The sequence below is a fragment of the Pirellulales bacterium genome, assembly GCA_036499395.1.
Classification (GTDB): domain Bacteria; phylum Planctomycetota; class Planctomycetia; order Pirellulales; family JACPPG01; genus JACPPG01.
On sequence record DASYDW010000017.1, the window covers coordinates 98,125 to 111,763 of the forward strand.

General features: G+C 59.5%; 14 protein-coding genes. 10 read left to right on the top strand and 4 right to left on the bottom strand.

Annotated features, from left to right (window positions below; all coding sequences use genetic code 11):
• Window positions 1–196 precede the first annotated feature (196 nt).
• From VGN12_03285 to VGN12_03325, 9 genes are all read left to right on the top strand, one after another.
• Window positions 197–2,539 carry a redoxin domain-containing protein gene (locus tag VGN12_03285; GenBank protein HEY4308453.1) on the top strand — a complete coding sequence of 781 codons (2,343 nt, stop codon included), beginning with the start codon at window positions 197–199 and terminating at the stop codon, window positions 2,537–2,539.
• Window positions 2,540–2,678: 139 nt separating this feature from the next.
• Entirely contained in the window at window positions 2,679–3,653 is a 975-nt protein-coding gene (locus VGN12_03290; protein HEY4308454.1) for a c-type cytochrome, read from the top strand.
• A gap of 7 nt (window positions 3,654–3,660) precedes the next feature.
• The gene (locus tag VGN12_03295) at window positions 3,661–4,290 is read left to right on the top strand and encodes a hypothetical protein (protein ID HEY4308455.1); all 630 of its coding nucleotides are present in this window, start codon (window positions 3,661–3,663) and stop codon (window positions 4,288–4,290) included.
• The gene (locus VGN12_03300) at window positions 4,287–5,705 is read left to right on the top strand and encodes a cbb3-type cytochrome c oxidase subunit I (GenBank protein ID HEY4308456.1); all 1,419 of its coding nucleotides are present in this window, start codon (window positions 4,287–4,289) and stop codon (window positions 5,703–5,705) included. Before VGN12_03295 ends, VGN12_03300 begins: the two co-directional genes overlap by 4 nt.
• Window positions 5,706–5,717: 12 nt before the next feature.
• Window positions 5,718–6,368: a cbb3-type cytochrome c oxidase subunit II gene (locus VGN12_03305; GenBank protein HEY4308457.1), complete on the top strand. Its 651-nt coding sequence runs from the start codon at window positions 5,718–5,720 to the stop codon at window positions 6,366–6,368.
• Window positions 6,365–6,706 (top strand): hypothetical protein, encoded by a 342-nt coding sequence (locus VGN12_03310; protein ID HEY4308458.1) that lies wholly within the window; start codon window positions 6,365–6,367, stop codon window positions 6,704–6,706. The genes VGN12_03305 and VGN12_03310 overlap by 4 nt, the downstream gene beginning before the upstream one ends.
• Window positions 6,693–6,869, top strand: a complete 177-nt coding sequence (locus VGN12_03315) for a hypothetical protein (GenBank protein HEY4308459.1) — start codon at window positions 6,693–6,695, stop codon at window positions 6,867–6,869. The genes VGN12_03310 and VGN12_03315 overlap by 14 nt, the downstream gene beginning before the upstream one ends.
• The gene (locus VGN12_03320; GenBank protein HEY4308460.1) at window positions 6,866–9,205 is read left to right on the top strand and encodes a cation-translocating P-type ATPase; all 2,340 of its coding nucleotides are present in this window, start codon (window positions 6,866–6,868) and stop codon (window positions 9,203–9,205) included. The genes VGN12_03315 and VGN12_03320 overlap by 4 nt, the downstream gene beginning before the upstream one ends.
• On the top strand, window positions 9,202–9,900 hold the full coding sequence (locus VGN12_03325; protein ID HEY4308461.1) for a sulfite exporter TauE/SafE family protein: 699 nt from the start codon (window positions 9,202–9,204) through the stop codon (window positions 9,898–9,900). Before VGN12_03320 ends, VGN12_03325 begins: the two co-directional genes overlap by 4 nt.
• 49 nt (window positions 9,901–9,949) lie before the next feature.
• On the opposite strand, the gene VGN12_03330 is transcribed toward VGN12_03325, so the two are convergent.
• The 4 genes from VGN12_03330 to VGN12_03345 all read right to left on the bottom strand — a co-directional run bounded on the left by VGN12_03330 (window position 9,950) and on the right by VGN12_03345 (window position 11,995).
• On the bottom strand, window positions 9,950–10,351 hold the full coding sequence (locus VGN12_03330) for a DUF4405 domain-containing protein (GenBank protein ID HEY4308462.1): 402 nt from the start codon (window positions 10,349–10,351) through the stop codon (window positions 9,950–9,952).
• A gap of 17 nt (window positions 10,352–10,368) precedes the next feature.
• Entirely contained in the window at window positions 10,369–10,761 is a 393-nt protein-coding gene (locus VGN12_03335) for a hypothetical protein (GenBank protein HEY4308463.1), read from the bottom strand.
• A 96-nt stretch (window positions 10,762–10,857) separates the two neighbouring features.
• On the bottom strand, window positions 10,858–11,310 hold the full coding sequence (locus VGN12_03340; GenBank protein ID HEY4308464.1) for a hypothetical protein: 453 nt from the start codon (window positions 11,308–11,310) through the stop codon (window positions 10,858–10,860).
• A 97-nt stretch (window positions 11,311–11,407) separates the two neighbouring features.
• Window positions 11,408–11,995, bottom strand: a complete 588-nt coding sequence (locus VGN12_03345; protein ID HEY4308465.1) for an adenine phosphoribosyltransferase — start codon at window positions 11,993–11,995, stop codon at window positions 11,408–11,410.
• 256 nt (window positions 11,996–12,251) lie between these two features.
• On the opposite strand from VGN12_03345, the gene VGN12_03350 reads away from it, so the two are divergent.
• Window positions 12,252–13,634 carry a sigma-54 dependent transcriptional regulator gene (locus VGN12_03350; protein ID HEY4308466.1) on the top strand — a complete coding sequence of 461 codons (1,383 nt, stop codon included), beginning with the start codon at window positions 12,252–12,254 and terminating at the stop codon, window positions 13,632–13,634.
• Window positions 13,635–13,639 lie beyond the last annotated feature (5 nt).

Here is a 13,639-nt window from a genome sequence, read left to right on the forward strand (position 1 = left end):
GCCGGTGCGATTCAGAAGCCCTAGCGAGTCGACTCTTGTTCGAGTGCGAACGCCAAAACAAGGCCCGGCACGCAAATTGCGTTCAGATGACGCCAAACGGAATGCGAATTCTGTTTTGCGATATTTTGATCGCGGCACCCCAGTGACACAGGCTCTCTGGGGCGAAAAGGGCAGCCCCTTTACGGAGTCAGTCTCTATGCGCAAGTTCCTCGTCGGATTAGTAGCCGTGGCGGCATCGAGCCTCACCTGCTCTGGGGCTGAAGAGGCGACGCAGAGCACACCGATCGGCCGTAAGATCGACGCTTTTGTGGCGCGAGAATTTCGCGGCAAAGAGACTTCGCTGGCGGACTTTAGCGACAAGCGCTTGGTTGTCGTGGCGTTTCTGGGAACCGAGTGCCCGCTGGCAAAGCTGTACGGCCCGCGACTCGCTCAACTCTCCGACGAATACGCGTCGCGGGAGGTCGCGTTTCTCGGCGTTGATTCCAATCGACAAGATTCCGTTACTGAGATTGGTCACTACGCACGCACCCACAACATCGACTTTCCGCTCGTTCGCGATACGGGGAACGTAATCGCCGACAAGTTCGGAGCGGTTCGCACGCCGGAAGTGTTCGTGCTCGACGCTGACCGCGTGATTCGCTACTGGGGGCGTGTCGACGATCAGTTCGGCTTTCAGGGACAGGGAATCGCTTACCAGCGCAACAAGCCGCAAAGCCGAGATCTCGAAAATGCGCTCGACGAATTGCTCGCGGGAAAACAGGTCAGCCAGCCGGTGACGGTGGCGCAGGGCTGCCACATCGGCCGAGTAAAGCAGCCGACGGGCGACGGCGAAATCACGTATTCAAAGGATATCGCCACGATTCTCAACGACAACTGCGTGGCCTGCCACCGCTCCGGCCAAATCGGCCCTTTTCCCCTGACAAGCTACGACGAAGTGGCCGGTTGGGCAGAAATGATTCACGAAGTTGTGAGCGAGCAGCGTATGCCTCCCTGGCACGCTGATCCTCGGTTTGGCCACTTTCGCAACGATGCCAAGCTGAGCGATCAGGCGAAAGAGCAGATTTTCCAGTGGGTCTCAGCCGGCGCCCCTGAGGGAGATCCTCGCGATCTGCCCCCCGCACCGCGATTTGTCGACGGCTGGATGATTCCAACCCCAGACCAGGTCGTGTACATGCGCGACAAACCGTTCGAAGTTCCCGCGCAGGGAACAGTGGAGTATCAGCGGTTCGTCGTCGATCCGGGCTGGACCGAGGACAAGTGGATCAAGGCGATCGAATGCCATCCTGGCAATACCGCCGTCGTGCATCACATCATCGTCTACGTGGTGCCGCCAGGGGTGACGCCTATTGGGGCAGCAGGGCGCGTGCAATCAAATTGGCTGGGCGCGTTTGCTCCGGGCCTGCGGCCGGAAGTCCTTGACGACGGCCTGGCCCGCTACGTCAGCAAGGGCTCGAAGCTGTTGTTCGAGATGCATTACACGGCCAATGGCTCGCCGCAGCAGGATCGCAGCTTCACGGGATTCGTCTTCGCGGACCCAAAGTCGGTGAAGAAGGAAGTTGCGGTGCAGAATGCCGGAAACTTTACGTTCAAAATTCCGCCGCACGAGGCCAACTACCCGGTCGAGGCTGACTATCAGTTCCGCCAGGACACATTGATCCTCACGCTGTCACCACACTTACACGTGCGAGGGAAGGATTTCCTCTACGAATTGCTGTACCCAGACGGAAAGAAGGAGACGTTACTCTCGGTACCGCGTTACGACTTTGGCTGGCAGACGACGTATGAACTTGCCGAGCCGAAAGTCGCGCCGCGCGGGTCGACACTGCATTGCACCGCGCATTTCGACAACTCGGAAGACAACCTCGCCAACCCTGATCCGAATGCCGAGGTCCACTGGGGCGAGCAGACGTGGGAAGAAATGATGTTTGGCTGGTTCGAAATGGCCCTGGTGAACCAGGATTTGACGAAACCGGTTAGCGAATCAGCATTCCGGGTGAAGGATTTCCTCCAGCAAGCCAAGGCCGCCGACGTTGAACTTCCGGAGCAACTCGTCGCGCTAGCACGGCAGACCCTGGCCTCGGACCGGCAATTCTCGCTCGCGAGTTACCAGCTGTTCGAGCTTGTACCGCAACTTGATCGCGTGTGCGTTACCCTGATCGATGGCGATCACTTGCGATTGAAGATGGTCGAGGAGAGGCCCGGCCTTAAGACTTCATTTCGCAGTCGCAGTACCGTTGTTAAAGCCGCTGGGCAATCGCTCGCCGAATACGCGCTGCAGGACCAAGTCACGATACTGTCGGAGCTATCCAGCACACGTGGCTCAGTCATGGCAAAAATGAGCAGCCGCGATATTCGCTCGAGCATGCACGTCCCCGTAACCATTGACGGACATCGCGCCACGGTGAACTTCTGGAGCGCCGAGGCAGATGCCTTCCCGCCTCCTGCGGCACGACTGCTGGAACAGTTTGCACGTCTTATCGCGGCCGGACCGGCGCCACCGCCTGACAACGCGCGGCCGAACGATAAAGTCGCGCCGTAAGCATCTCTTTCATCACCCCGTACAAGTTTTCGCGCTCGCCAATGGGCGTGAGCCGCTACCGCTATTTTTGCAACGAGGTAATGTCATTACTCCCTTACGTCACCTTCGGTATCTTCCTGCAAAGGCTTGGGGCGCCACGTTGGTTGCGCTCCTGTGCGTCGGTTGCGGCCGTCCGCCCGAACTGGCCTTCGTTCCCAGGGCCGAAGTCGCGACCCTGCCCGAGAACTTGCAGGCGATCATCCGCGATCAGTTAGCCCAGCATTGCGGTACACCGACACATCCCAAGCTGTTGGGCGCGGAGGACAGTCCGCGCGATCGACTGATGCACGGCGCGGCAGTTTATCAGCAACGCTGCGTCCACTGCCACGGCACGACGGGCGATGGCGCCGGTCCGGCCGCGGAAGTCATGTATCCTCGCCCGCGCGATTACCGTCGAGGCATTTTCAAGTTCACGTCGACCCCTTATGGGGCGAAGCCGCGCCGCTCGGACCTGGCGCGCACAGTACGCCACGGGGCCAAAGGGACCTCGATGCCGTCGTTCGCGCTCCTGTCGGACGACGACGTCGAAGCCGTTATCGATTACGTGCTGGCGCTGACGCACCGAGGCGAATTGGAGTTGCTGTTGACGCTCGAGGCGCAGAACGAGGACGAGATCGCCGCCGAGCGAGTGCCCGACATCATCGACGAGGTGTTGACCCCCTGGCGCGCTGCGGCCGATCAGTACGTCGAGCCAGTTTCGAAAATGCCGCGCTACACGTCCGAGTCGATCGAGGAGGGAAAGAAGGCCTTCCTGTCCGAGACCGCCGGTTGCTTCAAATGCCATGGCCCCGACGGCCGCGCCGAAACTACCGACAATTTGAAGGGCTTCACCGACGTGTGGGGCTTTCAGACACGCGCCGCGGACCTGACCTCAGGAATGTTCCACGGAGGAAATCGTCCCGACGATATCTACCGACGCATCTTTTCGGGCATCAATGGTACCCCGATGCCGGCCTTCGACGCCAAGCTGGCGGACCAGCCCGACTTATTCTGGCATCTGGTGCACTACGTGCAATTCATTTCGGGCGAACGTCGCAGTGCGGTGATTAAGCAAGAACAGGCCTTGCGGAAATAGGGCGGCTATGAACGACGATCAAAAACGTGCCGAGTTGGCAGCGTTAAAGATGCGAGTTGCGACGCTCGAGGCCGAATTGGTGCAAGGCATGGCGGCGTCCCAACCCTTTCATGGCTACTACACGGCTTATTACGTCGTGACAGGCGCCATGCTGGGGATCTTCGGCGCCGCGACCAGCCTGCTCTTCAATGTCATAGGCTCGTATTTGTGGAGCGAGCTCACGGGAAAAGAACAGCATCCGCTGCGTTTGATCCAGGTGTATCTCACCTTTCCACTCGGCAGTACGGCGCTGGATATCAACAGCGGCGTCACACTGGCCATCGGCAGTTGTTTGTACCTGGGCACGGGCATGTTGTACGGTGCGCTGTTCCATGTCGTGCAATCGCGGTTCGCGCCCAACGCCGGCTTCTGGGCTCGAATGGCCCTGATGAGCGTCCTATCGCTCGCCATCTGGCTCGTGAACTTTTACCTGCTGCTCTCGTGGCTACAGCCTTTGTTGTTCGGCGGTAACTGGATCGTGACCGAAGTTCCGGCGTGGGTCGCGGCGTTCACGCACCTGGTGTTCGGTTGGACGATGGTACTGATCTACCCCTTCGGCATTTACGTTCCCTATCGCGTGCAATCGGAGCAATCATGATCGTCGAGTCCACGACCGCGCAAAGTCTGCCGCAGGGTGAGCTTGTCGAAGGGCGGCTCGTCCTCTGGTACTTCGCCGCGGCGCTTGGCTATTTGTTCCTTTCGATGCTGGGTGGCATCTTGATGGCGCTGCAATTGATCGACGCCAATCCGCTCGTCGGTATCGAATACCTGTCGCCGGGACGCTGGCGGATGATTCATACCAACGCCGTGGCCTACGGCTTTCTGGCCAACGCGTTTCTGGGCGGCCTGCACTGGTCGATTCCGCGATTGACGTTGCGCCCCGTGGCCAGTCGCGCCCTTTCCTATTTCATTTTCGTCGCCTGGCAGGTGGTCGTGTTGAGTACGGCCGTGGGCATCATGTTCGGCCAAGCTCAAGGCGTGGAATGGGGCGAGACGCCCGTTTGGATCGATCCCTTGGCACTGGCCGGCCTGGCGCTGGTGGCCGTGAACTTCATGGTGCCGATCGTGCGCACCAAGGGGCCCCTGTACGTCACGTTGTGGTATTTCATGGCGGCCTTCATCTGGACGTTTCTCACCTACGCCATGGGCAATTTCGTGCCCCAGTATCTTGTCTCGGGCACAAGTGCGGGCGCCGTCGGTGGGTTGTTCATTCACGACCTGGTGGGCTTGTTCGTCACGCCGCTGGGCTGGGGCCTGATGTATTACTTCGTTCCCATCTTGTTGAAAAAGCCCATCTGGAGCCACGGTCTGTCGCTGGTCGGCTTCTGGGGATTGGCCTTCTTCTACCCGCTCAATGGCATCCACCATTTTCTCTACACACCCATCCCGATGTTCCTGCAATACGGGGCCATCATGGCCACGATCGCCGTCGAGATGGTCGTCACCACGGTCATCATCAATTTCTTTGCCACGATCTGGGGCTCGACCAGTGAATTGAAGACCAACATCCCGCTCCGCTGGTTCTATACCGGGATGGTCCTCTACTTCGTGACCTGCTTGCAATGTGCTATGCAAACGACGCTCACCTTCCAGGCGCTGATTCATTTCAGCGATTGGGTTGTAGGCCATGCCCACCTGGTGATGTTTGGCGTGTTCAGTATGTGGCTGTTGGGCATCATGACGTATCTGATTCCGCGACTGCTGCACAAACCCTGGTACAGCCGCCAACTTTGCGAGTGGCACTATTGGCTGTCGGCAGCGGGTATCGTCGTCATGTTCACCGATCTTACATTGGCCGGCATCTTCCAAGGTTTCTACTGGGGCTCGCTGCAAGAGTGGGACGTCTCGGTCGCCGGATCGCAAAATTTCTGGGTGGTGCGCTTGTTCGCCGGCCTGGCTATGTTCTCTGGCTTGTTGGTCTTTCTCTACAACATTTATCGCACGTTGCTCAGCCCCCCGGGCCAGCCTGCCGAGCTTTCGCAGACGCCCGCCAGCAAATATGCAACCTCCTGAAAGTGACCCCTCATGTTTGAAACCAAAGGTGGCGTGCTGTTGATTGGCGGATTGGGATTTTTCCTGTTCGCCTTCGTCTCGAATGCGCTGGTGCCGATTTTCATGTATCAGGACCTGCCTGAGCAGACGCTCGCCGAGCTGCCGAACGCGAACTTGATGTACGAATTCGAAGATTTGAGCAAGCGCTTTCCGGAATCGTTCACCGAACACTTCGGCGAGCCGACCAAGGAAAACTGTGCCGAGGCCTTGCGGCTGGGCCGCGAGATATACATCGGTGAAGGGTGCTGGCATTGCCACAGCCAGTTCGTCCGACCGGTGTCGAATGAATCACGCCGCTGGGGCCCGGTATCGAAAACCGAGGAATATCAAAATGTGTTGCAACGACCTGTCATGTTCGGCACGCGCCGCGTGGGGCCCGACTTGAGCCGCGAGGGGGGGCGTCACTCGAACGACTGGCATGCCACCCACTTCTTCCGTCCGCAGTCGGTCTCGACCGACTCGCCCATGCCACTCTATCCCTGGTTTTTCGATGGTGCGCCGAATAAGCCGAACAAGCGCGGACTCGCGATCATGACCTACGTCCAATGGCTCGGCTCGTGGCTGGAAAGCTATCCGTACTACGAAGCCTATGTGCCGGTCGACAAAATGGAGGCCTCGCCATGAGGGAGAAACGCGTTAACTACCGGCGCCGACTGTTGGGGCTGCTGCTGGCCTTGGCAATCTTGCTTCCCAGCTTGATCGGTTTCGGCAACAAGTTCCTGGAACTGATCCGCATCTATCGCGGCGACGCCGACGGCGCGTTTGCCGTGGCGCCGATCACGAATTACATCCTGGCCAGCACGGGCTTCCTGCTCTTGTTTTTTTGGGCCGCGGCCAACGGCATGTTCCGTGACATCGAACGACCGAAATACGCCATGCTGGACAACGAGCGGCGTCTGGACAAGCCGGAACGCGCGCAGTCCTTCTGGCTGGATGAGGAGCCCTCGTATGTCCGAAATTGACGACGCATCGGAAGAGTTCGAGCATCAGTTCCATAACTACACGACCAATCGCATTCCCTGGTACGTGCGAATGGTATGGATCGGTTTCTGGTGCTTCGCGGTCTATTACACGATTAGTTACCTCTTTCCCGACCTGCAGCACGAGCTGGTACCTCCTCCATGACCGACATAGGTCTCCGGGAATGTTGCGCGTTTTGCGCCTTACCCCTGTCGCGCGGATGGGGGGCACGGCGCCGTGACGCGGCCGTCGAAGCCGAGCCGCAATATTGCTGCTACGGCTGCGCGCTGGCGCATACCGCGACCACGTCAGACGCCCCGGCAGGCGCAGTCCTCACACTGCTCACGCGGCTTGGCGTCAGCATCTTTCTGACTATGAACGTCATGGTCTTCAGCATGGACCTTTGGTCGCAAGACGTATATGCCGGCGAAGCATCCTTGACCAGTGCCTTGGCAGAACCGCTGCGCGACGCCTTTCGTTACTTGTGTCTGCTACTTTCCTTGCCCGTGGTGTGGCTACTGGGCCAGCCGCTGGCCGCCGGCGCCTGGCAGCAGGTGCGGCGCGGCCGCGCGAGCACGGATTTGCTGATGGTGCTCGGCGTGGCGGCGGCCATGACGTATTCCGCGATCAGCGTTGTCCGCGGTAGCGGCCACGTCTATTTCGAGGTCGCCGACGTCGTACTCGTCATGGTCACCGTCGGACGTTGGCTGGATGCGACGGGCAAGCTGCAGACCACGGCCGCGCTCGACGCGCTCGAACATCTCTTGCCAGACCGCGTGCGCGTGATGCGCGGTGGCGAATCTACGCTTGTCTCCTGCGACGAGGTCGGCCGCGGAGACTGCCTGCACGTGTTGCCCGGCGAGCGGTTTGCCTTCGACTGTTGCCTGCGCGCCGGCACGGCCGACGTCGACCAACAGGTGATCACCGGCGAAAGCCGTCCCGTCACCAAAGGGCCGGGCGATCACGTGTACGCCGGCTGCGTCAATCTCGATGGGGATTTGCTCATCACGGTCACGGCCGAGCGACAAGACGGCGCTTTGGCGCGAATGATCGAATTAGTCCGCGCCGCGCGGCAGGCCAAGGGATTTCATGCCCGGCTCGTTGATCGGGTCAGCGCCTGGTTTTTACCCGTCGTCGCGGTACTGGCACTGGCCACGTTTGGCATTCATGCGGCGCGCGCCGGTTTTGAGCAAGGTTTGCTGTCCGGACTGGCCGTGTCGTTGATCGCTTGCCCCTGCGCCCTAGGGCTGGCGACGCCGATGGCCGTGTGGGCAGCTTTGGGCCGTGCATCCCATGATCAGGTGTTGGTGCGCAGCGGTGATGCTCTCGAGCGGCTCGCGCGAGTGCGCGCTGTGGCGCTGGACAAAACCGGCACGCTGACGACGGGCGATGCGCGCGTTCGGGTCTTGATGACTGGCGACTGGGTCGTCGAAGAAGACGCCAACCGCGCGGTCCCGTCAAGCGAGTCCGCCGCGGCGATCCTGCAAAGAGCCGCGATTCTGGCCGCACGGTCCAACCATCCTTTTTCGATCGCGATTGCCGAATTCGCTCGGCGCGAACACGCTGACATTTCGGCGGCAACCAATGATCAAGGCCGCGTACAGACTCTCCCAGGGCGCGGCCTCACGACCCAACTGCCTGACGTGGGCGCTACGTGGCTGGGCAATGCGCGGCTGATGCGGGAAAACGGACTCGCGACGCCGCGTCGACTTGCGGAAGCCGCGACGCGCGCCCAATCCGACGGATGCTCGCTGGTGTGGGTCGGCTGGGAGGGTCGCGTGCAGGGCGCTTTTATCTTGGACGAGCAGCCGCGTCCTGAGGCAGTCGCGGCGATTCAAAGGTTACGGCAGCTAAACGTGCATGTCTGTATGTTGACCGGCGACAACGCAAGCCGTGCGAAAACGCTGGCCGAAACGCTCGACGTCGGTTTCAAGGCAGAACTGCTGCCCGGCGACAAGCTCGATGCGATTGCGCGCCTGCAACAGGAATGGGGCGCTGTCGCCATGGTGGGTGATGGCATCAACGATTCACCGGCGCTAGCGGCCGCCGATGTGGGAATCGCGATGGGCTGCGGGGCTGACGTGTCGCGGCAGTCGGCGGGCGTCTGCTTACTGGGTAACCGCCTCGACCGCGTCCCAGAAACGATCGCGCTCGCTCGAAAGACGGTAACGATCATTCGGCAGAATCTCTTCTGGGCTTTTTTCTATAACGTGGGAGGCGTCGGCCTGGCAACGCTCGGTTGGCTGAACCCAATCTGGGCCGCCGTCGCGATGGTCACAAGCAGCGTGCTGGTCATCGGCAATTCATTGCGACTACGCGGTCCGGCCATGCTGGCGGCAGGCCGGCCGGCCGTCGCGATCAACGACGATGCAGCCTTGCAGCACGAAGCAGGCGTGACCGGTCTCGACAGCGACGTTCCATCAGCCGATGGCGAGCGTCCCAGGGATGGCAACGAAATGGCTGACGATTCGGTTGGCCTCCATAAGGAGCAGGCCGCATGATCGAGCTGGCGATGATATGCCTTGGTGGCTTGCTCGGCTCGGGGCACTGCGTGGGCATGTGCGGTCCGATCGCGCTGTCGGTCGCGGGCCCGAAGCCGCATTGGATCAGCAATCTCCGACGGCAACTGATCTTTAGTTGCGGCCGGATTTTCACCTATGCGGTCGTGGGCGCGATGGCTGGATACGCCGGCATGCGAATGTCCGGCCGTGTTTCAACTCTCGTGAACCTGCAGGCGATCTTGGCGGTGCTAGCGGGGGTCATGTTGATCGGCCAGGGACTGGTTTCGGCCGGCTTCGTCTCATGGCCGCACTCTAAGCGGCTGCCAGCCTGCCTTGCGCCAGGACTATTGGGCGCGTTCTTGCGAGACCAGCGGCTCGGGGGGACGCTACTGGCTGGTGTTTTCACCGGACTCCTGCCGTGCGGCCTGGTCTATGCCTACGTGGCACTCGCGGCCAGCTCGGGCACCGCACTAGGAGGCTTGATGCGAATGACCGCCTTCGGCGCCGGCACCGTCCCGCTGCTCGTCGTCGTGGGAGCCAGTGGCTCGCTCTTGACATTGACCACGCGCGAGCGAGCACTGCGCATTGCCGCCTGCTTCGTTATCGCGATGGGCGTCGTTTCCCTGGCGCGCGGCGCTGGCTTCCTCAGCACGCCTGCGGGCGAAGTTGCGGCTGGCTGTCCCATGTGCCGATAGCCCGCGGTCCCCCGGCACTTGGCCCAGGTTTTGCAAACCGTCTTGGGCTTTAGTAAGGCGGCGGCTGAATCGTCAATGCGGCCACGGCGATCGAAACGCCCACAATATTCACCACCAGAATCAGCAGTCCGACGCCGTAGACGGTGCGGCTCGCTTCGTCGATGCGCGAAGGCGTTTGTCGCCATTCGGTCAGCCGATTCGAAACGACGCCGCAGATCCAAGTCCAGTGCAACATGACGTGGACGAGCACCGCCAGCGTGAACAAGCACAGAATTGCGAATTCAAATTGAGCCCAATCGTCGTACGAAGCTCCCCACAGCGTCCATTGCGCGGCGCTCGTCGCCGGCGGAAACACAAAGCGCAACACCACGGCGCAAAATGCGATCGTCACGAAGACCAGGAACAAGGCACAGTCGAGCAAAAAATTAATCGTCGTACGTGTCATGGGCATGGAGCGGCTTGATGGTTTCAGTCTTTCGCATCGCGCATCAGCTTATGGCAATTGACGCAACTAAGCGTGAGCTGCGAATAGGCCAAGGCTACGCCGTCCATGTTCTTCTTTTCGGCCTGACGAACCAGCTCGCTGTTGGCAAAGCGGAAGATGTGCAACTGCGTGCGGTACTCGTCGGCATTCTTGCGGCGCGCCCACTCCTCGATCTGGTTCAGGTTCTTCATGCTCTGCGCGGCAGTCGAGATTTTCTCGAAATCGGCGGTTGCCAGGCCTGCCAGGATGTGCGTCGAGAAGTCGAGCTTCTTCTTCATCCAGTAATTCTGTGCTTCCTCTTTCGCGGGCTCGGCACTCGCCAGCCAGCCGGAACAGGCTGTCGCCGCCACGACGAGGGTGACTAAGATCCATTTCATCCGTTGAATCTCCTATAAGTTTGGAATGTTTCTAAGCACGTACGCCGCGAGGACGTGCGGCCAGAATTCACGACGAGGGCGGAGCACGACGGTCCGTTATTTCGTCCCCTTCTGAATGCTGCGCGTATGCTTGTGGCAATTGACACAGCTCATTGTCAATTGCAGATAACTCAAGGCCGCGGCGTCAATATTCTGTCGCTTGGCGGCCTTAGCCAGCTCGTCGCTGACGCGCTGGAACTCGGCGCTACGTTGTCGATACTCGACAGTTTGATAAACCTGCCAATGCTCATCTTGAGTAAGCAGTCCCAGCATCTCAGCGCTCTTCGCGATCTCGTCAAAATCTTCGAGTGCGACGCCTTCGAGAACCTTTTGGACATATCGCAGCTTTAATTGCATGAGCCCCGCGACGTCATTCGATTTGATTTCGTCCGCTAGCCCGCCTGCGCTCTTTTGCTTGGGCGGAGTCGTGTTCTCCTGCGCCCACGCGGCGGAGATGAGCGTGGCGGTAAGTAGTGCGGTCGCATAAGCGACCTTCATGTATAGTGACATTCTTGCGAATTCCTTCCTCACTTTGGATGCCATGCCACGCTTCCGCAGCCTGAGCACCGAAGATTGTTTTTATGCCCGAACCAATGTCGATTGACGATTACGGGTATTCGATCAGGCTGCGTGTGTCGTATCGTTTCAGTCGCTCTGCCCCGCCGAAACTTGTTAGCTCGATCAGAAATGCGCAGCCCACAACAATGCCCCCGGCATGCTCAATGAGCCGACAGCAACTGTCGACGCTTGCGCCCGTTGCCAACAGATCATCGACAAATAGGATCCGTTGTGATGGGTTAATATTATCCCTGTAGGCCAATAGAGTGTCTTCATGGAAATCGGTCAGCGCGTAGTCGAACGCTTGAGTACTGAATTGGACACGAGTCGGTTTTCGAACGGGTAGGAAGCCTACATCCAGTTCCAAGGCCAGTGGCGCCGCAAAGATGAAGCCTCGTGGCTCGGCAGCCGCGACCGCGTCGATGGATATGTTGCGAAAACCGCTCGCCATCTGCGTAACGGCCTCGCGGAATCCTTTAGAATTGAGTAACAGCGGCGTGATATCGCGAAAGACGGATCCCTGTCGAGGAAAATCGTGTCGCGAGCGGATGTATTCGCTGAGTGCGGTTTGACGCATCATTCGCAAGCCTCTTCCACTCAAGTGGATGGTTGAACGGTAGTTTTGCGACAAACGCATGTTGCGTGCCGCCGCAACAATTTGGCGCTACGAGCACGATTGCCGGTAGATTGCCAGATGAAGCTTGCGGCATTTCAGGCTAGAATCACTCGAAGTGTGCGATTGAGCACATCACTAGCGCGACATTTCGCACACCCGTCGTCACAGCCCGCACATCGGAAACCTCCAACCCTCAGGCATTCCGGCGTTAGGCGTTGGACTGCCGCCTTTTTTTCTTCATGGCACCAACGTTGCTCTTGGGAACGAAATCAGTCGCATGTGTCTCGGTCTTCACATCCCTTCGATGAATATCGCGATGCTCAAGCCCACCGACCTGCTTATCGTCGATGATGACCCTGAGTTTCGTGCATCTGTCGTGCAGCGATTCGCACGCCGCGGACATAATGTTCAGGACGCCGGTGACGGCGAAACCGCGCTTGCGCTCGCGGAACGCCGGCAATTCGACGTGGCGGTGATCGACATGATGATGCCCGGCATGTCGGGAATGGAATTGCTCGAACGCCTACGTGCTCAAAACCCCGAGAGCGAAGTGATCGTGCTCACCGGCCAAGGGAGCGTGGAATCTGCCGTGCGGGCCATGAAGCTTGGCGCGTTCGACTACCTGACGAAGCCCTTCCCGCTGACGGAATTGGAGACGTTGATTGAAAAGGCACACGAGCGCCGCCAGCTGCGAAAGGAAAACCAGCAACTCCAGGCGGTTCTCGGACGTAATCAACGGGTCGAGGGAGACATGGTCGGCAACTCAAGGCCGATGCAGGAGGTCTATCGCCTGATTCAAAGAGCCGGGCCCACAGACAAAGCCATCTTGATCCAGGGAGAAAGTGGTACTGGCAAGGAACTTGTCGCAAAGGCCTTGCATCGACACAGCCTGCGTGCGGATAAGCCGCTGGTCGTGATCAATTGCGCGGCCCTGCCGGAATCACTTTTGGAAAGCGAGCTGTTTGGACATGAAAAGGGTGCCTTCACCGGCGCTGCCGTGGCCAAGCAAGGCTTGTTCGAAATGGCGGACGGTGGCACGCTCTTTATCGACGAGATCGGCGAGCTCGCCGGCTCTTTGCAAGCCAAGCTGCTACGCGTGCTCGAGGACGGTTCAATGCGGCGAGTCGGCTCTGTGAAGGAGCGGCGAGTCGATGTTCGTTTGCTAGCGGCCACCAACCGGAACATGGCCCAGGAAGTGGCGGCAGGCAGGTTTCGCGAAGATCTGTACTATCGAATCAACGTTATGTCGTTGCAACTGCCCCCGCTACGGGAGCGAAGCGGCGACGTACAACCACTAGTAGCAAAGTTCTTGGGGCCTGATTGGAAAATTGCCGACGACGCGATAGCCGCGCTATGTCGTTATCGTTGGCCGGGTAACGTGCGTCAGCTGATCAACGCGATCGACCGCGCCAAAATACTCGCCGACCCACCGACAATTCGCTTACAGGAACTGCCTGCTGAGATCGCGCACTTTGCCGACATGCAGGTCAATGGCGACGGCCAAGCTGAGCTGGAAGAAGAGAGCCTGGCCGCCATTCAACGGGCGCATGTCGTCGAGGTCTTGGCTCGTGAGCGCGGCAACAAAGCTAAAGCAGCACGCGCATTAGGGGTCAATCGGCGCAGTCTCTATCGGCTGTTGGAAAAATACAATATCCAATGAGCGGT

Bases quoted from the DNA above. Each gene is read 5' to 3' on its own strand.
- VGN12_03330 (HEY4308462.1), bottom strand. From the start codon at position 10,351: ATGCCCATGACACGTACGACGATTAATTTTTTGCTCGACTGTGCCTTG.
- VGN12_03340 (HEY4308464.1), bottom strand. From the start codon at position 11,310: ATGTCACTATACATGAAGGTCGCTTATGCGACCGCACTACTTACCGCC.
- VGN12_03285 (HEY4308453.1), top strand. From the start codon at position 197: ATGCGCAAGTTCCTCGTCGGATTAGTAGCCGTGGCGGCATCGAGCCTC.
- VGN12_03335 (HEY4308463.1), bottom strand. From the start codon at position 10,761: ATGAAATGGATCTTAGTCACCCTCGTCGTGGCGGCGACAGCCTGTTCC.
- VGN12_03325 (HEY4308461.1), top strand. From the start codon at position 9,202: ATGATCGAGCTGGCGATGATATGCCTTGGTGGCTTGCTCGGCTCGGGG.
- VGN12_03310 (HEY4308458.1), top strand. From the start codon at position 6,365: ATGAGGGAGAAACGCGTTAACTACCGGCGCCGACTGTTGGGGCTGCTG.
- VGN12_03345 (HEY4308465.1), bottom strand. From the start codon at position 11,995: ATGCGTTTGTCGCAAAACTACCGTTCAACCATCCACTTGAGTGGAAGA.
- VGN12_03305 (HEY4308457.1), top strand. From the start codon at position 5,718: ATGTTTGAAACCAAAGGTGGCGTGCTGTTGATTGGCGGATTGGGATTT.
- VGN12_03300 (HEY4308456.1), top strand. From the start codon at position 4,287: ATGATCGTCGAGTCCACGACCGCGCAAAGTCTGCCGCAGGGTGAGCTT.
- VGN12_03315 (HEY4308459.1), top strand. From the start codon at position 6,693: ATGTCCGAAATTGACGACGCATCGGAAGAGTTCGAGCATCAGTTCCAT.
- VGN12_03295 (HEY4308455.1), top strand. From the start codon at position 3,661: ATGAACGACGATCAAAAACGTGCCGAGTTGGCAGCGTTAAAGATGCGA.
- VGN12_03350 (HEY4308466.1), top strand. From the start codon at position 12,252: ATGTGTCTCGGTCTTCACATCCCTTCGATGAATATCGCGATGCTCAAG.
- VGN12_03320 (HEY4308460.1), top strand. From the start codon at position 6,866: ATGACCGACATAGGTCTCCGGGAATGTTGCGCGTTTTGCGCCTTACCC.